The 18898-nt window shown below is 63.1% G+C and carries 21 protein-coding genes and 1 tRNA gene; 8 read left to right on the top strand and 14 right to left on the bottom strand.

Going from position 1 to position 18898, the window contains the following annotated elements:
• Nucleotides 1-60: 60 nt before the first annotated feature.
• Nucleotides 61-1290, bottom strand: a complete 1230-nt coding sequence (locus DWB23_RS10930; protein ID WP_121742825.1) for an MFS transporter — start codon at nucleotides 1288-1290, stop codon at nucleotides 61-63.
• Nucleotides 1291-1517: 227 nt separating this feature from the next.
• Between DWB23_RS10930 and DWB23_RS10925 the strand changes: the two genes are divergently transcribed.
• On the top strand, nucleotides 1518-2201 hold the full coding sequence (locus DWB23_RS10925) for a DUF4336 domain-containing protein (protein WP_121742824.1): 684 nt from the start codon (nucleotides 1518-1520) through the stop codon (nucleotides 2199-2201).
• A 31-nt stretch (nucleotides 2202-2232) separates the two neighbouring features.
• Here the strand turns inward: DWB23_RS10925 and DWB23_RS10920 are convergent, their stop codons facing one another.
• Both DWB23_RS10920 and cyaB read right to left on the bottom strand, forming a co-directional pair.
• On the bottom strand, nucleotides 2233-3495 hold the full coding sequence (locus tag DWB23_RS10920; protein ID WP_121742823.1) for a methionine adenosyltransferase: 1263 nt from the start codon (nucleotides 3493-3495) through the stop codon (nucleotides 2233-2235).
• A 136-nt stretch (nucleotides 3496-3631) separates the two neighbouring features.
• Nucleotides 3632-4177, bottom strand: coding sequence for a class IV adenylate cyclase (gene cyaB, locus DWB23_RS10915; RefSeq protein WP_121742822.1), 546 nt, complete (start codon nucleotides 4175-4177; stop codon nucleotides 3632-3634).
• A gap of 94 nt (nucleotides 4178-4271) precedes the next feature.
• Here cyaB and DWB23_RS10910 point away from each other — a divergent pair, with 94 nt between their 5' ends.
• Nucleotides 4272-5234: an FKBP-type peptidyl-prolyl cis-trans isomerase gene (locus tag DWB23_RS10910; protein WP_121742821.1), complete on the top strand. Its 963-nt coding sequence runs from the start codon at nucleotides 4272-4274 to the stop codon at nucleotides 5232-5234.
• A 142-nt stretch (nucleotides 5235-5376) separates the two neighbouring features.
• On the opposite strand, the gene DWB23_RS10905 is transcribed toward DWB23_RS10910, so the two are convergent.
• On the bottom strand, nucleotides 5377-6003 hold the full coding sequence (locus DWB23_RS10905) for an RAD55 family ATPase (protein ID WP_121742820.1): 627 nt from the start codon (nucleotides 6001-6003) through the stop codon (nucleotides 5377-5379).
• A gap of 197 nt (nucleotides 6004-6200) precedes the next feature.
• On the opposite strand from DWB23_RS10905, the gene pyrB reads away from it, so the two are divergent.
• The 5 genes from pyrB to DWB23_RS10880 all read left to right on the top strand — a co-directional run bounded on the left by pyrB (nucleotide 6201) and on the right by DWB23_RS10880 (nucleotide 10042).
• On the top strand, nucleotides 6201-7136 hold the full coding sequence (pyrB, locus tag DWB23_RS10900; RefSeq protein WP_121742819.1) for an aspartate carbamoyltransferase: 936 nt from the start codon (nucleotides 6201-6203) through the stop codon (nucleotides 7134-7136).
• Nucleotides 7129-7617, top strand: coding sequence for an aspartate carbamoyltransferase regulatory subunit (gene pyrI / locus DWB23_RS10895; protein WP_121742818.1), 489 nt, complete (start codon nucleotides 7129-7131; stop codon nucleotides 7615-7617). The genes pyrB and pyrI overlap by 8 nt, the downstream gene beginning before the upstream one ends.
• 370 nt (nucleotides 7618-7987) lie before the next feature.
• Entirely contained in the window at nucleotides 7988-8827 is an 840-nt protein-coding gene (locus DWB23_RS10890; protein ID WP_121742817.1) for a hypothetical protein, read from the top strand.
• 115 nt (nucleotides 8828-8942) lie between these two features.
• Entirely contained in the window at nucleotides 8943-9104 is a 162-nt protein-coding gene (locus DWB23_RS10885; RefSeq protein ID WP_162989797.1) for a hypothetical protein, read from the top strand.
• A gap of 5 nt (nucleotides 9105-9109) precedes the next feature.
• Nucleotides 9110-10042: a hypothetical protein gene (locus DWB23_RS10880; RefSeq protein ID WP_121742815.1), complete on the top strand. Its 933-nt coding sequence runs from the start codon at nucleotides 9110-9112 to the stop codon at nucleotides 10040-10042.
• Nucleotides 10043-10218: 176 nt separating this feature from the next.
• Here the strand turns inward: DWB23_RS10880 and DWB23_RS10875 are convergent, their stop codons facing one another.
• The 8 genes from DWB23_RS10875 to DWB23_RS10845 form a co-directional block, all read right to left on the bottom strand.
• Nucleotides 10219-10824: a hypothetical protein gene (locus DWB23_RS10875; RefSeq protein WP_121742814.1), complete on the bottom strand. Its 606-nt coding sequence runs from the start codon at nucleotides 10822-10824 to the stop codon at nucleotides 10219-10221.
• Nucleotides 10825-10931: 107 nt separating this feature from the next.
• The gene (locus DWB23_RS10870; protein WP_121742813.1) at nucleotides 10932-11699 is read right to left on the bottom strand and encodes an enoyl-CoA hydratase/isomerase family protein; all 768 of its coding nucleotides are present in this window, start codon (nucleotides 11697-11699) and stop codon (nucleotides 10932-10934) included.
• Between the two features lie 112 nt (nucleotides 11700-11811).
• On the bottom strand, nucleotides 11812-11991 hold the full coding sequence (locus DWB23_RS23010) for a hypothetical protein (protein WP_162989761.1): 180 nt from the start codon (nucleotides 11989-11991) through the stop codon (nucleotides 11812-11814).
• A gap of 247 nt (nucleotides 11992-12238) precedes the next feature.
• Nucleotides 12239-12907 (bottom strand): helix-turn-helix domain-containing protein, encoded by a 669-nt coding sequence (locus tag DWB23_RS10865; protein ID WP_121742812.1) that lies wholly within the window; start codon nucleotides 12905-12907, stop codon nucleotides 12239-12241.
• A gap of 134 nt (nucleotides 12908-13041) precedes the next feature.
• A complete protein-coding gene (locus DWB23_RS10860) occupies nucleotides 13042-13872 on the bottom strand; it encodes an ABC transporter permease (protein WP_121742811.1) in 831 nt (276 codons plus the stop codon).
• Nucleotides 13869-14822 carry an extracellular solute-binding protein gene (locus DWB23_RS10855; protein ID WP_121742810.1) on the bottom strand — a complete coding sequence of 318 codons (954 nt, stop codon included), beginning with the start codon at nucleotides 14820-14822 and terminating at the stop codon, nucleotides 13869-13871. The genes DWB23_RS10860 and DWB23_RS10855 overlap by 4 nt, the downstream gene beginning before the upstream one ends.
• Before the next feature lie 175 nt (nucleotides 14823-14997).
• Complete coding sequence (locus DWB23_RS10850; protein ID WP_121742809.1) at nucleotides 14998-15321, bottom strand: HalOD1 output domain-containing protein; 324 nt, start codon at nucleotides 15319-15321, stop codon at nucleotides 14998-15000.
• Nucleotides 15322-15461: 140 nt separating this feature from the next.
• Nucleotides 15462-16127, bottom strand: coding sequence for an MBL fold metallo-hydrolase (locus DWB23_RS10845; RefSeq protein ID WP_121742808.1), 666 nt, complete (start codon nucleotides 16125-16127; stop codon nucleotides 15462-15464).
• Between the two features lie 386 nt (nucleotides 16128-16513).
• Between DWB23_RS10845 and DWB23_RS10840 the strand changes: the two genes are divergently transcribed.
• Complete coding sequence (locus DWB23_RS10840) at nucleotides 16514-17965, top strand: hypothetical protein (RefSeq protein WP_121742807.1); 1452 nt, start codon at nucleotides 16514-16516, stop codon at nucleotides 17963-17965.
• A gap of 150 nt (nucleotides 17966-18115) precedes the next feature.
• Here DWB23_RS10840 and DWB23_RS10835 read toward each other — a convergent pair whose 3' ends face one another.
• Together DWB23_RS10835 and DWB23_RS10830 are read right to left on the bottom strand one after the other, a co-directional pair.
• Nucleotides 18116-18568 (bottom strand): TRAM domain-containing protein, encoded by a 453-nt coding sequence (locus DWB23_RS10835; protein ID WP_121742806.1) that lies wholly within the window; start codon nucleotides 18566-18568, stop codon nucleotides 18116-18118.
• A 255-nt stretch (nucleotides 18569-18823) separates the two neighbouring features.
• A tRNA-Lys gene (locus tag DWB23_RS10830) sits at nucleotides 18824-18897 on the bottom strand.
• Nucleotide 18898 lies beyond the last annotated feature (1 nt).

Raw genomic sequence — 18898 nt, 5'->3', positions numbered from 1 at the left:
TTTACCGGTGGTCGCTCGATCGGGCTAGCGATCACCGGTAAAGAATCACAACGGACCGTGTCAGTTGATCGACTCGCTGATCGTCGGACTCACGCGTCCGGTGTGGGCGTAGATTCCGACGACGAGCACGACGCCGGCGAGCATCGGCACGATCGCGCTGGCCGCGTATATGAACTCGAAACCGAGCGCGTCGACCAGCGGGAGCGAAACGAGCGGGCCGAGCCCGCCGCCGACGTCGCCGAGCACGTTGTTCGTCCCCATGGCGCGGCCGACGCGCTCCTCGGCCGTGAGGTCCGCGAGCAGCGCCGTCAGCGGGCCGCCGACGCCGCCCTGTCCGGCGCCGATCAGCACGCACGCGAGGACCAGTACTTCGAACCTCGAGCCGAAAGCGAGGACGACGAACCCGAGACACGAGGTCGTCAGGAAGGCGATCATGACGGGAACGCGCGCGCCGACCGAGTCGCTCAGCGCGCCGCCACCGAGCGTGAACACCGCGCCCGAGAGCACCGTCACGGCCATCAACATCCCCGAGGAACCCTGCGCGTCGAGCCCGAAGATCGAAATACTTCGCTCGCCCAGCAGGAGGACCAGCGTCGAGAAGAGCACGCCGATGTACGCGAAGTAGAGCCCGAAGTTGACGAGACCGATCGTCAGGGCGGGGACGCTCGTCTCGAGATCCCACGGTTTGACCGAGTCCTGTTCGCCCTCGACGTGGGTTTCCGGCACGATCAGGGAGGCGATGACGCTCGCGAGTCCGGCGAACGCCGCGGCGAGGGCGAACGCCGCGGTGTTCGACCAGACGTCGCTGACGATCCCGCCGAGGACGAGACCGGCGGGGAAGCCGAACGTGATGCCGGCCCGAACGATACCCATACTCGTTCCCCTCGAGTCGGCCTCGCTCACGTCGGCGGTGATCGTGTACGCGGTCGCGAAGACGAGCGCGCTACCGACCCCCCAGAGGATGCGGGCGACCATGAACCAGAACTCGGGGATCGACGAGAGCATCGCGACGACGTACATGAACGTCGCCACGCCCTCGATCGCCAGTCCCGCGATGAACGGCTTCCGGGTCCCGATCCGGTCGACGAGGATGCCGGCCGGCGCGTTGGCGACGAGCCGGGTAAAGCGATTGGCGCTCAGAATCAGGCCGACCATGAACGCCGAGATGCCGAGCACTTCGCCCAGGTTCGGCAGGATCGGAAAGATGACGCCGCCGCCGAATCCGACGAAGAAGGTGCTCGCGACGACGGCGAGGACGATCCGATTCGAACCGGCTGAGGGAAGATTCACTGACGATCGATCTCGAGGGGAGTTCGATTCGCAACTCGCTAGGTTGCTAGCATAGGAGTGTGGCTAAAGGGTCTATCGAAAGCGGTGATTCGAAGGTAGCGAGTCGACGCACTCGCTCCGTACCGCTTGCGACGCGACGTGACACGCCGGGTCGTTCGACGCGTCCGCTCTCGGGGACTCGGACTCGACTGTCGGGTATATGGTTCCGTGCGTTGACGGAACCGCCCATGCTCAGACAGCGCGGAGAGCGACTCTGGACGCACGAAGAATCGCTCCGGTTTTTCGGCATCGATATCGGCCGGATCATGTCCGTGATGAGGCTCTCGAGCGGCGGTCTGTTCGTCCAGTCGCCGGCCGAGTTGACCCCCGAACTGAAATCGGCGCTGGACGACCTCGGGGAGGTCCGATTCGTCGCGCCGGCGAGCAAGCTTCACGGACACGTGTACATGGAGCAGTATGCGGCCGCCTACCCCGACGTCGAACTGCTGGCCGCCCCCGGTCTCGCCGCACGTCGGACCGATTTACAATTCGATCACCTGCTAGGCGACACGCCCGATCCGCGGTGGGGGACCGATATCGATCAGGTCGCGGTCGTCGGCCACCGATGGCTCACCGAAATCGCCTACTTTCACCGACCGAGTCGGACCCTGATCCTCGGCGACGTCGGTTTCCACATCGGCGAGCACAGCCCGCTGACGACCCGCCTCGTGGCTCGCGCCCTGCGAATCTACGAGCGGATCGGCCCGCCGATCGAACTGCGGCTCACGATCGCAAACGAGGCGTCGTTCCGGCGGTCGATCCGGGACGTCCTCGCGTGGGACTTCGACCGCGTCGTCCCGGGCCACGGCGAGATCGTCGACTCGGGAGGAAAAGCGGCCGTTCTCGAGGGATACGACTGGTTGTTCGAGTAGGGATACGAGACCCGTCCCATCGGTTCGACAGTCAGAACGTCGAGAGCTCGCCGTCGATCACGCGTCGCGTGATCCCGGTGACGTCCGCGAGTTCCGCGTCGACGATGGCTTCGACCTCGTCCTCGACGTCGCCCAGCGCGACGCCCTCCTCGGTGACGACGTGAACGTCGGCGACGTGTGGCTGGTCGATCGGACGACCGATCTGGGAGAGCAGGCGCACGCGCATGTCGCGGATGCCGTCGACCTCGCTTACGACCTCCTGGGCGATCTCGGTCGAGAGCAGGTTGTAGATCTTTCCGATGTGGTTGACCGGGTTCTTGCCGCTCGTGGCTTCCATCGACATCGAGCGATTGGGCGTGATGAGTCCGTTCGCACGATTTCCCCGGCCGACGGAGCCGTCGTCGCCCTGCTCGGCGGACGTGCCGGTCACCGTCAGGTAGATCGAGCCCTCCTCGTAGTCGTCGGCCGTGTTGACGTGGACGGTTACCGCGCGGTCGGTGTGGTCGTTCGCGACGTCTTCGACGAACGCCTGGACGGAGTCGACGGCATCGGCGTACTCGTCGAGATCGGCGATGTGTTCGTCGACCATCGCCGCCGCGACGGTGACGTCGATCTCGTCGCCCTCGCGTTTGCCCATGATCTTGACGTCCGTTCCCAGCTCCGGATGCTCGACGGAGTACTCGCCGTTCAGGCGGCGTTCGGCCTCGAGGACGATCCGCTCGGTTTCGGTCAGGGGCGCGTGGCCGACGCCGAAACTCGTGTCGTTGGCCATCGGGACGCTCACTGGGGCGGACGGCGACGAGCCGTCCGCCGAATTCGAGGCGTCCGTATCGGACGCCTCGCCGTCCTCGCCGAAGACCTCCTGTAAGTCGCCGCTGCCCTCGCCGAGTTTGACGTCGACGATGATGTCCTCGCCGAACGTGAGTTGCGGAATGGTCGTCTCGAGATACTCGCGGGCGGCGCGCAACGCGATGGTTTCGGTGGGGATGGTCTGTCCCTCGTAGTGTTTGGTCGCGCGGCCGACGATCAGCAGATAGATAGGGTCGACGACCTCGCCGCCGCCGAACGCGGGTGCGGCCTCGCCGGCCACGAGTTGCGTTTCGTCGGTGTTGAAGTGCAGGACTTTGCCGACGCGGTCGAGGTACGTTCGGGCGAGTGCGCCGGCGACGGCCTCCGCGATCCCGTCGCTGATCGAGTCGGGATGTCCGATTCCTTTTCGTTCGACGATTTCGACTTCCTGATCTTCGACTGCCTGACGGTCGATCGGCTCGACCCGGATGTTCCGCTCGCTCATTACCGGACGTTGGCGGACCGTGGTTCTATAACTTGCGGAAACAGAACTCGAGCGAAAAATACCCGTTAGTAATACGCGCGATAGATCGCTCTCTCGAGTCGACGAACCGGATCCGACTCGCGACGACAAGCGCGGTTCAGGACTCGAGCAACAGCCCCAGATACGAGGTTCGGAGCTGATCGTTCGGGTCGAGGTTCAACCGCTCGAGGACCTCGTAGGCACCGTTGCGGGCCGACTCGAGGTCGGATTCCGCCTCGACCGCCGTTTCGACCTCGACGTACTCGCCGACGCCGTCGACGGCGTCGAGCGTGATCGTGTAGCCCTCGAGACCGAATCGCTCGCGCTCTTTCCGGACCGTCGCGGCGGGCTCGAAGCCGAGGTTCGTCAGGATGGCGTCCATCGTCGCATCGTCTTCGACCGCGGTTTCGAACTCCTCGCGGCTCTTGGACTCGTCGTCGAGCAGCGGACCCTTGTAGGTGATTCGGGTCTCGTCGTCGCCCGATTCGGGTTCCGACTCTCGGCGGATTCGCAACGCTTCGTCGGTCTCGACGAACGAGCGGTGGGGCGCGTCGTAGTACGTGTCTTCTTGACTGATGACCCGCTCTCGGTCCGCGTCGAGGGCCTCGAGTCGCGTCCTGACGGCTTCGAGGGCGGCGGGAACCTTCACTTCGACTTCGTACATGGCCGAGGCCACGGGAACCGGTCGTAAGTATCGGTCGCTCTCCGTCTCGCGTGAAAACGTGTACCTTAAATGTAGACGGCGGGACGTACAACGTATGACCGAGGAACAGGAGGCCGAGCTCGAGGAGCAGGCCGATGACGCCGACGCAGAAGGAGACGAGAGCGCCGAGGAAGCCGAGGGGCTTCAACACGGCGACTTCGTCGAGATCGACTACACCGCCTACACCGCGGACGGTGACCAGCTGGTCGACACGACCGACCCCGACGTCGCCGAGGAGGAGGGTGTCGACGACCAAGGTCAGGAGTTCAAGCCGCGGACGATCGTGCTGGGCGAGGGCCACATCTTCGAGGGCGTCGAAGACGCACTCACCGGCAGCGAACCCGGCGACTCCGGTAGCGTGACGATTCCCGCCGAGGAGGCCTTCGGCGAGCACGACCCCGACGACGTCCAGACCGTCAGCGCCGAGAAGATCGACGAGGACGACCGCTACCCCGGTGCGAACGTGCAGATCGACGGCCAGCAGGGCTACATCAGCACGATCATCGGCGGCCGCGCCCGCGTCGACTTCAACCACCCGCTGGCCGGCGAGGACGTCGAGTACGAGTACGAGATTCTCGAGGAAGTCGACGACCGCGAACAGCAGGCCGCCGGCCTATTCGAGATGTACCTCGGGATGGAACCCGAACTCTGGATCCAGACGGACGAGGTCGAAGAGGAGGTTCCCGTCGAACCTGACGAAGACGACGAGGATGCCGAGCCCGAGTTCGAGACCGAAACCGTCGAGAAGGAGACGGTCTACCTCGAGGCGACGCCCCAGATGACCATGAACCAGCAGTGGATGATGGGCAAACAGCAGATCGGCCAGGACATCATCGACAAGATCGGCGTCGACCGCGTCATCGTCCAGGAGACCATCGACGGGATGGGCATGGGCGGAATGGGCGGCATGATGGGCGGTATGGGTGGCATGGGCGGCGGCGACATCGAGGAAGCCCTCGAGGACGCCGACGTCGACGCCGACGAGATCGTCGAAGAGCTCGAAGGCGCGGAAGAGTAACTCGAGACCGACTCGATCGCGTGCGTTTTTTGGCCGTCAACTGAGGGGTGTTCAGCGGAACGCTCCCCAACGATCGAGGAACGTCGGTCCCGCCGGCCGTTGGCGGGGCACCGCCGTACGGGGGCAAAGCGGAGAACGGTACTCAGGCGATGTCCCGGCTCGTGTCGATCGCCACTTCCTCCGTGAGCTCGAGTTTGATCGCCTCGGTCGGCTGCGCGCCGCCGCGGAACTTGGGGATCGTGAGGTGGTTCTCGAGTTCCGACCCGGTGATTTTGGTCCGGAGGTCGAAGACGGCGTCGGCGGCGTGGAAGGTCCGCGACCGGTTGGTGGGCACGCCCTTGCCTTTGAGGCAGTGTAGCACCCCGATGGACCCGGTCTCGAGCATGTGGGATTTGAGCTCGTTACAGAATTCGATGTACTCGTCGGTGTCCGTGCGCTCCAGGACGTCCACCGTGTCGACGATGAGGTTCGCGCCGTCGGGTAACGCGCCGATGAGTCGGGTCGCTTCCTCGAGCGGGTCGTCCCCGCTGACGTGTCTAACGGTCGGGCTGCCGACCTCCGACGGGGAGGATTCGATCGCGTGACGGACGGCGTCGTCGGAGCGTTCGGTCGTGAGATACAGGGTTCCGCGGGCGGCCGTCAACTCGTACAGGAGTAGCTCGGACTGGCTGGCCGCCTCAGCGGTGTACGCGACGATACACCCCGGCGGGAGCCCGCCGTCGAGCTTTCGATCCAGCACGTCGATCCCAGTATCTAGCCGGCCGGCCATATAATTGTGACAAGTTACCGCAGCGCCCGCATAACTCTTTGGCTTCGAACTAGTTTGAATAAAAGATAATCACGGCTTCGGGATAGGCGATCAGCTACGGCTCCATCCCGACCCGGTCGAGCCGGAGCGGAGACCGGATCGGCCCCTCGACTTCGAATGGAGAGATTCAAGGGGCCGGCAAGAGCCAACACGAACGAATGCGTCACGATCACCTCATCACGAGCAAACAACTCTCGCGGGCGGACATCGAGACCGTCCTCGATCGAGCGGCCGAGATCGACGCCGATCCCGCCGCGGTCGCCGACCGCCACGCGAACGCGGTGCTCGGCCTCCTCTTTTTCGAACCGAGCACGCGAACGAAGATGAGCTTCGAAACCGCGATGAAACGACTCGGCGGCACCGTCATCGACATGGGCTCGGTCGAGTCCTCGAGCGTCACCAAAGGCGAGACGCTCGCGGACACCGTCCGCGTTATCGAGGGATACGCCGACGCGCTCGTCTTGCGCCACCCCAGACAGGGGTCGGCGACGATGGCCAACGAGCTAGTCGACGTGCCGCTGTTGAACGCCGGCGACGGTGCGGGCCACCATCCGACCCAGACGCTGCTCGATCTCTACACGATCCGGGAAAATGCCGGGCTCGACGACCTCACCATCGGGATCATGGGCGACCTGAAGTACGGCCGGACCGTCCACTCGCTGGCCCACGCGTTGACGAACTTCGATGCACACCAGCACTTCATCAGCCCGGAGAGCCTGCAACTGCCCCGAGAGGTCGTCTACGATCTTCATCAGGCCGACGACGGCGTGAGGGTTCGCGAACACGATTCGCTCGAGGAGATCCTGCCGTCGCTGGACGTCCTCTACGTGACCCGGATCCAGCGCGAGCGCTTCCCCGACGAGAACGAGTACCAGAAGATCGCCGGGGAGTACCAGATCGATCTCGAGACGCTCGAGGACGCGAGCGACGAGTTGACCGTGATGCACCCGCTGCCACGGGTCGACGAGATCTCCCCGGAGATCGACGAGACCGACCACGCGGCGTACTTCGAGCAGGCGCACAACGGGGTCCCGGTTCGAATGGCGTTGCTCGATCTGTTGTTGAGCGAGAACGGAGGTGACCACGATGAGTGACGATCACGACCACCACGACGGTCACGACGACCACGAACTGCGGGTCAGCAAGATCCGCAGCGGGACGGTCATCGACCACGTTCGCGGCGGGCAGGCGCTGAACGTCCTGGCGATTCTCGGAATCGACGGCAGCGACGGCGAGGAGGTCTCCGTCGGGATGAACGTGCCGTCGGATCGACTCGCCCGCAAGGACATCGTCAAAGTCGAGGGTCGCGAACTCAGTCAGGACGAAGTCGACGTGCTCTCGTTGATCGCGCCGGACGCGTCGATCAACATCGTTCGCGAGTACGAGGTGGTCGAGAAACACCGCGTCGAGCGTCCCGACGTCGTCGAAGGCGTGTTGTCCTGCCCGAACGCGGAGTGTATCACGACCGGCGGAGAACCGGTCACGTCTCAGTTCGAGGTGCTCGACGACGGCGTTCGGTGTTCGTACTGCGATACGATCGTCCGCGAGGAGATCGCGTCGCTGATCGACACCTGATCGGCGTGGGAATTGCGAGCCGGTAAAACCGAAAATCCGTTCTTCGTTCCTAGAGGAGTATCCAGAATATCTAAGTGGTCGCCGATGTACCCTTCATACGTACATGTCACGTACAGTCAAAATCCTGATTGGCCTGTTCGTCATCGCCGTCCTCTGGAAAGTCGTACTCAGCGGCTCCTCGGACGTCGATATCGAAGAGGTCGAGTACGAACCGACCGAATAATCAACTGTTAGCGACGGTGCGCGCGACCGCGCTTCAGTTGCTGTCGCCGGTGACAGCCCTCGCCGCTGGTCGGGTGCTCGCTGACGGTCCTCCAACGGCAACGTCCGATTCCGAACGGCTTACGGAGACGGCGCCGTACTGTAAGCTATGTACGGCGTCGTCACGCGTAACGCTGAAGAAGTCCGGTGGCCGGAGTTCGATCGCGGATTCTACGAGGTCAAAGACGTGACCGGCCGGTCCGCCGAACCGATCGAAGACGGCGTGAACATGGTGTCCTGTTTCGGAGATAACGCCGCAGCGGACGCCGACCCGTCGCTCGTTCCCGTCGACGACCTCGGCCGACCGGCGACTCGAGACCGGTCGTACTTCGACTGGGCCTACGTCTGCCCCTCCCGCGAAGACTACCGCGAGGGCCTGTTCGACGTTATCGACGACTGCGTCGACGCGAACGAGGACGTTCGGCTCGACGATATCGGCTTTCCTCGGGCCGAGTACTGTCGCTGTGGCGTCTGCGAGGAATCGTTCAAAGCCAGCGAGTACGAGGACCGCTACGAGTGGCGCGCCAGCGTCATCACCGACTTCGTCGCCGACGCCGTCGATCGCATTCCGGGACGGGTCTACATGACGCTCTATCCGGATCCCTATCCCGGTCACCTCTACGAACGGGCCGGCATCGACCTCGAGGCCGTCGAGGAACACGTCGACGAGTTCGTCGTTCCGCTGTACGACACGGCGTACGAAACGACCTACTGGCTCGAGATCATCGCTCGAGGGTTCGAGAGCGCGCTCGAGACGCCGTTTAATATCGAATTGTACGCGGTAAACATCGATATCGACAACCTGATCCACGCCACCGAGGTCGCCGAGGCCTACGGGAAGGACGTGTTCTTCGGCTACGAGGCGAGCAACGCTCGAGGGGCGCTGCGTCGCATGCGGGCGGACGAACGCGAGGGCGTGACTCACGGCGACCCGGAACCGGGGTCCTGAGGCGTCACGAACCGCACCGCTAACAGCGTGTTACCTATTCGTGGACGATTCGGCGGCTGATTACTCGGGCGACGGCAGGTTCGATCTCGATCTCGCGCGCAGACGGACACGAACGGTGCGCGAGTCCAGCTACGGTCGGTCGTTCTACGGCGTCGGTCGCGCCGCGTCGTCGTTTCCGGAGTTGATCATTCCCTTCCGAGTGCAACTGACGACGGCGTTTATTGTACTCTCCGTAACCGTGCGTGATGACGAGGATAGCGGACGCATCCTCGAGTGAATCCAATGACGGACCAACAGCAACCGCCGCAAGAGCCGACCGCACAGATCCAACAGACGACGATCGATCAGGGACGGGAAGCGTTCGAGCAGGCGATCGATCTACAGCGAAACATCGTGCAGATGACCCTGAGCGCGATGCAGTGGCAAGACACGGCCCAGAAACAGGGACTCGAGATCACGAAGTCGATGCTGCAGGGCGTCCCGGGCCAGCAGTTCACGGAGTCGATGATGCGGAGCTATCTGCAGGGTCTCGAGGCCGTCGCGCCGGAGATGGAACGCGCGATGGAGAACGGAATGCGGGCTGCGTCACAGCCCCAGTCCGGCCAGGGCCAGCAAACGGGATCCCAGCAGTCCCAATCGCGGACCCGACAGCCGACACAACGGTACTCACAGACCGGCGAGTGGGTTTCACAGGCGAGCGGGTACGGTGGCGAAGCGTCCGGTTCGATCGGGGAGGAACGATCGCCACGATCGCAGTTCGGGCGCGGCCCAGAGCAGGGCCACTCCCAGTCGCAGCCACAGCACCAGCGGCCCCACCAGCACGGCCAGTCCCGGCCACAGTGGGACCAACAGGGGTCCGACCGACCGGCGGGAGACCGACAGCGGGAACAGCGCAACCGCGGTCGGGAGTCCGGTCAGCCGACTCAGGGAGGACAGACGCCACAGTCCCACTCCGAACAGCGACGTTCGCACGACCAGTACTCACAGCGGATCGGCACCGAACAGCGCGGGCACGAGCAACGCCAACAGCGCCAGCCGATCACGCAGGAACGGAGCGGTCGCGGTGAATCCGCTCCACGGGATTCCGAACGGACCGACGGATCCGAACGAGACTCCCCAGACGACCACGACGAGATATCACAAGACGATACGGATACGTCATCCGAACGATCGCAGGAAACGTCGGACGACACCGACGACGATCACTCCGAGTAACGGCGTCGATTCAGTCCCCTTCGACCATCTCCTATCGTGCTGACGGACGGAGTGCCGTACTCTCGGCTGTACCGGTCGTGTAACGTCTCCCGACACTGCCGGATAATCGCACCGTTGCGATAGAAATTCGGGAATTGACCGACAGCCGTCGGCTCGAGCCCGAACGACAACCGTGGTTACCGGTTGTCGTTGCCAACGATATCGTCGTCGTCGTCATCGTTGTCTCCGAGCAGGCCGTCATCGTCGTTATCGTCGTTCGTCAGGCCGTCATCGTCGCTGTCATCCATCAGACCGTCATCGTTGCTACTGTCGTCACCGATCAGACCATCATCGTCGTTGTCATCCATCAGCCCGCTATCGTCACCTCTGCCGGTATCGTCGTCACCGATCAGATCGTCGTCAGTACCCGTATCGGTGCCACGGCCGGTTCCAGCGTCGGTTGCCGTCCCGGCACCCGAACCGGCTCCGGTCGTCGTACCCGTCTCCGCGTCCAGATCTCTGGTGCCACCGGCACTGGTCGACCCACCGCCGGAGCTCCCGGCGAGGTCGCTCTCGAGGTGGACCTGATCGTTCGTCACCCGAGCTACCGAGCCCTCCTGGAGCGGGTAGGTGTCGTCGTCGGTACCCCCCCAGCCGAGTTTGGCTTTGATCGTGTCCGCGATTCCGGGATCCGGCTCGACGTGAGCGGTTCCGTGTTCGACGTCCACGATGATGCCGACCTCTTCGTCGTTTGCGTTGACAACTTTCTTGCCGATGTCGTCGTCGGTAAACTCTTGGGACATTGCAATATAACTAGCACCGAAGAAAAGCAAGACGGTGGTGCTTGCGTTGGCTTGCGATGGTCGCGCCGGTATTCGAAACCGACGTGTGAGCGAGTGACCGGCGGCCGTTACGTCTCGAATTCGGGTTCCCGGTTCTCGAGGAAGGCGGTAACGCCTTCCTCGTGGGCGTCGGAGGTAAGCGCCTGTACTTGCAACAGGTTCTCGTAGTCCAGCGCCTCGGACCACGGACGGGCCATGTTTTCGTGCATGGCCTGTTTCATCGTTCCGATGATCTCGGTCGGGTGCGTGCGCAGTTTGCCGACGGTCTCCTCGACCTGGTCGTCGAGTTCGTCGGCGGGAACCGCCTCGTTGACGAGTTCGAGGTCGGCCGCTCGCTCGGCGTCGAAAAACTCGCCGGTAAACGCGAGTTTCTTCGCGGCTCGCAGCCCGACGATGCGCGGCAGCATGAACGTGCCGCCGGTGTCCGGAATCAGGCCGATCCGAACGAACGCACAGGAGAAGGTCGCGTCCTCGGCGGCGTACGCGATGTCCGCGAGCGCAACGATCGCCAGTCCGGCGCCGATTGCGTCGCCGTTGACCTTCGCGACGATCGGTACGGGACACTCGAGCATCGCCTCGACGACGCGGCCGAAGCTGTCGGTGACCGATTCGTAGGCCTCCCGCGTCGTGTCGGGAGAGTCGGCCAGCGACTCGAGGTCGCCGCCGGCGCTGAAGGCGTCGCCCTCGCCGGTGATCACGATCGCGTCGTGCCGGTCGACGGAGGCGTTCTCGATCGTCTCGGCCAACTCCACGACGGTCTCTTCGGTGATGGCGTTGAGCGCGTCGGGTCGGTCGAACGCAACCCGAAGAACGCCGTCCTCGGTGTCGATGTTCATGCAGTAACGGTTACTGGCACGACACATAACGATACTCGTTCCCGCTTCGTGTCGTCCCGAGTAACGCTCTCGAGGTGCTCTAACACGGTGGCGTCGAACAGAATCGCCTCGTTCACCCGACGATCGTTACTGCGAGAAGGCCGATAGCGATCCCTGCCGTCAGCGTGATCGCAACGATCAGACCGAACCCGACGACTGGCGGGAGGGAGATCGCCGAATCGCGCGTCGTCGACTTCGGAGCCATGACTGTGTTATCGTCCCCTCGAGTCTCGGACGGGAAGAACGTACGCATCGACTCAGTACTCGATTCGTACCGAGATGGTTTGCGAATCCGCGTTCAACTCGATCGAATCTCCCCATCCAGTACATCTCAGACGGGCCACTACCGATTCTACACTGGCCTCTTCAGCGAACAATGCGGCCACGCGTGTCTCACTCCGACGACGATTGAATAGCAGGATAGCACAGCGTGAAAACGCGTACTCCGTCGGAGAGACGGTACCGGAGTTCGGTTTCGATTCGGTCACGATCGCGTCGGCTCAACTGGACGGAACCGGTGGTGCGACGGTCTCCTCTTCGGAGACGTTCAACTCCGCCGTGACGAGGGCGCGGTAGGCCCGACGGAGTCGCTCCGAGAGGGCCTGATGGGAGATTCCAAGTTCCTCCGAGAGCTCCTGCATCGAGACTTCGCGCGGGATCTCGAAGTATCCGTGGTCGATCGCTGCAACGAGGGTCTCGTACTGTCGGGCGGTGAGCCCGCACTGGGACTGAGTCTCCTCGGCCAGATCGAACAGTCGAACGATCGTCGGCGTGGCTCCCTCGTCGTCGAGTCGATCGTACAGGGTGCTGACGCTCTCCCGGTCGACGAATCGAATACTCAACAGCCACGTGCCACTCGAGGCCGAGGCGCTCAGTACCGTTCCGCCCTCTTCGATAACCACCTCGAAGAAGTCCAGGATATCGGGTTTGAATTCGATATCGTACAGCCAGCGATCCTCGTCGCTGTTGATCAGGGAGTAGGCACCGACTGCGGAAGCGTCCCCGAGCGCGGTTTCGATCGCGTCCTTCGAGGGACCCGACAGCCAGAGTCCGTGCCCGCTCGAGGCGATCACTCGCTCCATCTCGCAGGTGAGGGAGGGAACGGCCTCGAATAGCTCGCCGGTTCCGGTTCCGTCGGCCTGAATTTCGATGTCTGCGATCGATGTCATGATTCTCAAACAATGGTAGAACGAGGATCCCAATAACCCCACTTCCAAAGAGATTAGCATTGACAGTAGGGTATTACACAGGTACTGATAATTTTCTCGCGTTAGCCAATACGTACGGGTCCGGTTGAGTGCCGTCAGTGACGACGAGGCGTCCCGATCAGTAACTGCACGGCGACGACCACGACGATCGTCATACCCAGCAGGGCCAGCGCGATCGGGACGATCGACTCGAGACCGCGGGAGATCCGTAACACCTCGATTCGGGTCGGCATCGTTCGCGGGTTGTACGCGACCATCGTCGTCGCGCCGAACTCGCCGATCGCCCGCACGAAGGTCAGGACGACGCCGGCTGCGATGGCGTTTCGCGCGAGCGGCAACGAGACCAGTCGGATCGTCTCGAGGCGAGTGTAGCCCATCGTCCGAGCCGCCTCCTCGAGCCGTTCGTCGACGCCGTCGAACCCTGCTCGAGCGGTAACGACCAGAAACGGCGCGGCGACGAACGTCTGGGCGAGGATCACGCCAGCGTGGCTATCGGTCAATGGAATTCCTAGGCTCGCGGCCGCAGATCCGATCGGCGAGTAGCGGCCGACGACGGTCAACAACATGACGCCGCCGACGATCGGCGGCAACACCAGCGGCAACAACACGGCCGCCTCGACGAGTCGTTTTCCGCGAAAGGACGCCCGCGACAGGACGTACGCGAGTGGGACGCCAAACACCGTCGCGATGACCGTCGAGACGGGGGCCGTCAACAGCGACGTGCTGATCGCATCCTGCGTCGCCGAGTCGGCGAGCCCGTCGAATATCCCGACTGATCCGATCTGGCCGAAAAAGAACGCGAACGGAACGACGAAGTAAGTGACCAACACGCCTCCCAGCAGTACCGGCACGGCTATGCCGCCCGTCAGGCGCTCGAGTCCGACACCGAAACCGTTCGAATCGGTATCCGTCTCGGCTTCGGTCACGCTTCGATCGCCTCCGGTACGAGTCCGTGCTCCCGCGGAAACGGGTCGTCGACGCGCAAGCCGCGGTCCTCGAGCAGCGATGGCCGCTCCAGCAGGAAGTCGACGAACGCCCGACCGGCGTCGGCGTTGTCGGCAGCAGTCCGAACCGTCGTGTTGTAGACGGCCGGCGTTCCCTCGGTCGAATATCCAGCTTCGGTGGTGTAGCTCGCGGTCGCGTATTCGTCGGCGTAGGTCGGGTTCCCAAAGTTGTACGCGTCGGGTAACGCGAGAAACGGGACGTCGTGGTCGAGAGCCATGTTGCGGTAGGCGACCGCACAGGCCCGATTTCCCGCCTCGACGCCGGCGAGTAACTTCGGCTCGTCGGGCTCCCGGTACGCCCGTTCGAGCAGCGTCTCGCAAAATCCCTCGAGATCGTACCGTCGTTCGGCGAGTTCGAACAGGTGGACGGCTCGATAGCCGAGCGGGTCCAGGTTGGGATCGCTGATCGCGATCTCGTTAGCTTCGGCGTCGGCGAAGACCTCGTACCACGGCTCGTCGGCCGCGAGGCGCGCGCCGAGTTCGGTTTCGGGTGCATAGGCGATCCCGACCTCGTTCGCCGCAAACTCGACGTCCCACTCAGCGTGGTCGGGGTAGAGCTGGTCGCGTACCAACTCGACGTCGGCGCTGACGACGACGTCCGGATGTTTGGTTCCCTCTTCGATCATTCGCACCACGACGTTCGACCCGTGATACTCCCCCTCGTAACTGATCCCCGTCTCGGACTCGAACGCGGGACCGACGTACTCCTCGAGGGCGACGGCGAGGCTTCCGGCTGAGAGGACTCGAACGCGGTCTCCCGCGCCGAGACAGCCCGCCGCTCCGACGACGCCGCCCGTCACGACGCCTGCAACGGCGAGAAACGATCGACGGCTTCCACGCCATCCATCGGACGTGCCGTCGTGACTGCGCATACGCATTCGACCCACGGCAACGATATAACTGTTACCCGTTCCTAATGCAACTGGAAATAACTGAAATTGGTTTCGAACACGTCAAACTGAAACTCGGGTACTGAGCGCCTGACACGTGTCGTTTCGAAGCCGATGCCGGTTCCGTCGGCGGTGAGATCGTCTGGAAGAAGGCCTGTTAACACACCCCGCCCACCGTGGAGACGGCTGACTCTCCGTCGTGAATACAGACGCGGTCACCGTGAGTGACAACGACTGTGTATTTGGGGGTCGTGAACTCGACGCTGACTGCGGCATCGGATTCGTTCGCGTGGGCGAGGAGGGCGTCTAACGCCTCCGTCTCGACCTGTTCGTACAGGGGATCGAGTTCGGTAACGGGGACGTCCTCGATGGTCGCCAGTCCCCGCAGGATCGTGTGTGTCACCGACTCCGATTCGCCACGCACGGTCCGAATCTCCACACGGTCGTCGCCGCTCCGACGGCTGTGGTTGTGGTGGACCATATTACCGTGTACGACTGTCCGGGGAAGAGACTTGTTCCAACACAAATTGGTAGAGATTCCGGAATCGATTCTCGTAATTCGGTAGCTATCAGCCCATCATCGGCGATTTGCACATCCACCGCCGTCCCGAGTCGCGTGTTTCAGAACAGTTCGACGCGGATTCCGTCGTCCTCGAGGTCCTCGGCGAAGGCCGCAGCGTCAGTCTCGATCGCCTCGAACGTGTCGTAGTGTTCCGGCAGTACGAGGTCGGGATCTACGCTCCGGGCGAAGTCGGCGGCCTCGTGGCGATCCATCGTGTAGTGCCCGCCGATCGGCGGGACGAACACGTCAGCACCGATCGATTCGTGGTGCTCGAGGAAGTCCGTATCCGACGGGAAGAAAATCGTCGTTCCCTCGAGCGTCAGCACCAGCCCGATTACCTCGCCCTCGGCGTGGAACGGATCCCTCGCGTCGTCGACGTGGTCGCCTTCGGGGTCGTTGTGCGCGGGAACCGTCCACACGTCGATTCCGGCGACGGTCGTCTCGCCCTCGTGGGGAAGCCCGACGACGTCGAACGCGAGGTCGCTGGTATCGACGGCCTCATAGGCCGCGACGGTGGCGTCCGGTCCCGCAACGGCTTCGATCGCGTCCGGGTCGTAGTGGTCGAAGTCGTCGTGCGTAACGAGCACGATATCGCCGTCGCACAGTTCGTCCTCGAGAACTTCGCCCCAGGGGTCGACGTAGATGACGAGACCGTCCGCGGTCTCGAGTCGTTTGCTCGCGTGGCCGAGTCGCTCGAATGTGAGCCCCTCGTAGGTGATCGTCATGGTCGCTCGAGGGTACGCTGCAGATCGACTTGTAGACCAGGCTACAGAACCACCGAAACGAGCGACACATCCGCGCTGACCCTCTCTCGAGAGCGATATCGTTCAGTAGAATCGATTCGAAGACGCACTCCGCGTCAATACAACTGTTTCACTCGCCGATTCTATCGAACGAGTCGCTTAACGGTCCGCTAAGTGCTCGAACAGCCGTCGTAGCGATACCGATCACATCCGTCCGTTACCGCGACAGGACGGGTTGCGTGGATCGTTGAAACACTGCGACGGTTTCGGAACGGATTACGTCGAATATACGTAAACACCCCCGTTGTTGAACGACGTACGTGACTTCGAACGATTCACACAGTCGGCGGTTCGGTCGACGATCGTACATGAAAGGCTGTCTCGTCGGACTCGGAGCGACGCTGAGCGCCGCTGGTGCGGCCGCAGCGGATGAAGGTAACGGACAATACGAGACCGTGATCGACGTAGTCGAAGCCGGTGCAGATCCCGAAGGGAACGAATCCATCACCCCGGTGTTGCAAGCGAACGTAGACGACAACACGCTTCTGAAGTTCCCGCCGGGACGGTACTACATGGACGAACAGCTGCGATTTACCGGGTTCGAGAACGTCGGGTTCGTCGGCGAGGATGCGACCCTGGTTCCGGCGAACTACTACGATTTCGATGGACCGCAGTATCGTCTGTTCCGACTGGGGACCAGCGACAACCCCGGTCGCGACCTCCGGTTCGAGAACTTCGACATCGATCAAACCGCCACGCACACGGGCATCCGGGTCATCAACGCCGAGGTCGAGGACGGTCTCGTCGTCCGGAACGTTACTGTTCGCGGCGTCCACGACAGCGGGACGTGGGGGCCAGCTCTGTTCAACATTCTCGACGCTGATGGACAGGGTCTCGTCACGTGCTTCCGCGCATCCGACGGTGCCGCCCACATCGACGAGACGCCGAACGAGGGGAGCATGTGGCGCGGCGCAACCGGCATCGTCGTCAACCCGAACCACCGTGGGTCGCTCGTCTTCAGGAACTGCAGCCTGGGCGGATTCCCGGACAACGGGTTGTACGTGTCGAGCGAGATGGGTCGGGTCGACGTCGAGCGTGGCTGGTACCAAAACAGCGGTACCGCCTCGATCCGCCTCAACGGAGCGAGCGGGACGATCACGGACGCAGTCGCTGTCGTCAACGACGATCCGCACGATTCGAACGGACAGCACGCGATTCGCCTCGATGGCGGGGATCAGATCGAAATCGACGGCGTCACCGTCGCCACTCCCGATCCGAACGGTGACGCGATCAGGATCATGAACGACGTCGAGAGCGCCTCGATCACGGATTCACAGATCTCCGTCGGCAACCGTCCGAACAACGGAATTAAGATCGACTCTGGCGCGGGGCCAACGTCCATCGAAAACGTCGATATCGAGATCAACGGGAGTGCCAACGCAGTTCGAATTCTCGGCGATGACGCCGGTGCGGTCGATCTGGAGGACGTTCGAATCACCGGCGACGCGGCCGGAACTCGCCTTCGTCACGCGATCTACTGCGAGCGAAACGGCTGTCAGTTCACGGACCTCTCCGTCGATCAGCCGGGTCCCGACAAACGGCGCGGTCTCGAGCTCCGCGGCGAGGACTACGTGGTCTCCGACAGCGAGTTCGAGACGACGCACACACCGATCGTGGTCAACGGCGCGGACGACGTCAGAATCGAGGACTGTTACGGGCGGTCCACTGGTGACGGCTACTCCCTTCGCATCATCGGCGACTCCGGGTCCGTCTCCCTCGCTGACAACGAGTTTCCCGACGGCGTGCGCGACGATCGGTGACGTAACGGGATTCGTCCGGGGCGGTGCAGTACTCGCCCAGCGCTCCGGGTAGCTGCGGTTCGAACGCCGGTACAGCGAACCCTGTCCAGTTGTCGGTTTCCGGCGGTCGACGGAACGCGAGAAAACCGGACGTCACACCGGTGTCGATCGTTACTCGTAGTAATCGATCCGCTCTACTACATCGGCGAACGCGACGGTGTCTCGCACCTGGCTGATTTCGATCCGGACTCGTTCTCCCTTGTCCGTATCCGGCACGATGACGACGAACCCGCGCTCGACGCGCGTGATCCCGTCACCCTGGTCACCGACGCTCTCGATTTCCACCGTCCGCGTTTCACCCTCGTCGACGGGCGGCTTCAGCGAGTCGTGCTCTCGCTCGGATTTGCGGTCTCGTTCCCGACCTCGTTCTCGAGTCCGATCCTGTTTCTGGTCCGACTCCTCGGCCGATTCGGTGGGAGTAGACAACAGCGCGATCTGGTAGATCCCGCCCTCCTCGATCTCATCGAGCCGGATCTCTCGTTCCGGAACCTCGATCACGTACGACTCGTCTCGCTCTTCGACTCGCCCAGAGAACAGACAACGGAGTTGTTCAGAGATTTCCATTCGATATCCCTCTGTGTGGAGAATGCAGTTCCGTACGCTTGATCCTACTGGATACGATCCGTCAGCGGTCACGCTCTCCGTCTACCGCGCTGGAAGTACGCTGCCGGCCGGTCCCAGCCTCTCTCCGATACGGGACGACTCGAGAATGGTGCGATAACGAGTGGGCTCCGTGGCGGAACGAAAGCCGAGGCGCTCGAGCGGTCCGTGAGCGGGCCGGGCACGACCTGCTGCTCGCGGATTTGCTCGTGGCAAAAGCGGGCCGGGCGCGATTTGAACACGCGACCGTCTGATTAAGAGTCAGACGCTCTGCCGGACTGAGCTACCGGCCCT

The organism is Natronorubrum halophilum, from assembly GCF_003670115.1.
Classification (GTDB): domain Archaea; phylum Halobacteriota; class Halobacteria; order Halobacteriales; family Natrialbaceae; genus Natronorubrum; species Natronorubrum halophilum.
Note: the sequence above shows the minus strand (reverse complement) of the source record. Positions and strands in the feature narration are given on the sequence as shown.

Excerpts from the sequence above, each read along its gene's own strand:
- DWB23_RS10925 (WP_121742824.1), top strand. The coding sequence starts at position 1,518 with ATGCTCAGACAGCGCGGAGAGCGACTCTGGACGCACGAAGAATCGCTC.
- DWB23_RS10920 (WP_121742823.1), bottom strand. The coding sequence starts at position 3,495 with ATGAGCGAGCGGAACATCCGGGTCGAGCCGATCGACCGTCAGGCAGTC.
- cyaB (WP_121742822.1), bottom strand. The coding sequence starts at position 4,177 with ATGTACGAAGTCGAAGTGAAGGTTCCCGCCGCCCTCGAAGCCGTCAGG.
- DWB23_RS10910 (WP_121742821.1), top strand. The coding sequence starts at position 4,272 with ATGACCGAGGAACAGGAGGCCGAGCTCGAGGAGCAGGCCGATGACGCC.
- DWB23_RS10905 (WP_121742820.1), bottom strand. The coding sequence starts at position 6,003 with ATGGCCGGCCGGCTAGATACTGGGATCGACGTGCTGGATCGAAAGCTC.
- pyrB (WP_121742819.1), top strand. The coding sequence starts at position 6,201 with ATGCGTCACGATCACCTCATCACGAGCAAACAACTCTCGCGGGCGGAC.
- pyrI (WP_121742818.1), top strand. The coding sequence starts at position 7,129 with ATGAGTGACGATCACGACCACCACGACGGTCACGACGACCACGAACTG.
- DWB23_RS10890 (WP_121742817.1), top strand. The coding sequence starts at position 7,988 with ATGTACGGCGTCGTCACGCGTAACGCTGAAGAAGTCCGGTGGCCGGAG.
- DWB23_RS10880 (WP_121742815.1), top strand. The coding sequence starts at position 9,110 with ATGACGGACCAACAGCAACCGCCGCAAGAGCCGACCGCACAGATCCAA.
- DWB23_RS10875 (WP_121742814.1), bottom strand. The coding sequence starts at position 10,824 with ATGTCCCAAGAGTTTACCGACGACGACATCGGCAAGAAAGTTGTCAAC.
- DWB23_RS10870 (WP_121742813.1), bottom strand. The coding sequence starts at position 11,699 with ATGAACATCGACACCGAGGACGGCGTTCTTCGGGTTGCGTTCGACCGA.
- DWB23_RS23010 (WP_162989761.1), bottom strand. The coding sequence starts at position 11,991 with ATGCGTACGTTCTTCCCGTCCGAGACTCGAGGGGACGATAACACAGTC.
- DWB23_RS10865 (WP_121742812.1), bottom strand. The coding sequence starts at position 12,907 with ATGACATCGATCGCAGACATCGAAATTCAGGCCGACGGAACCGGAACC.
- DWB23_RS10855 (WP_121742810.1), bottom strand. The coding sequence starts at position 14,822 with ATGCGCAGTCACGACGGCACGTCCGATGGATGGCGTGGAAGCCGTCGA.
- DWB23_RS10850 (WP_121742809.1), bottom strand. The coding sequence starts at position 15,321 with ATGGTCCACCACAACCACAGCCGTCGGAGCGGCGACGACCGTGTGGAG.
- DWB23_RS10845 (WP_121742808.1), bottom strand. The coding sequence starts at position 16,127 with ATGACGATCACCTACGAGGGGCTCACATTCGAGCGACTCGGCCACGCG.
- DWB23_RS10840 (WP_121742807.1), top strand. The coding sequence starts at position 16,514 with ATGAAAGGCTGTCTCGTCGGACTCGGAGCGACGCTGAGCGCCGCTGGT.
- DWB23_RS10835 (WP_121742806.1), bottom strand. The coding sequence starts at position 18,568 with ATGGAAATCTCTGAACAACTCCGTTGTCTGTTCTCTGGGCGAGTCGAA.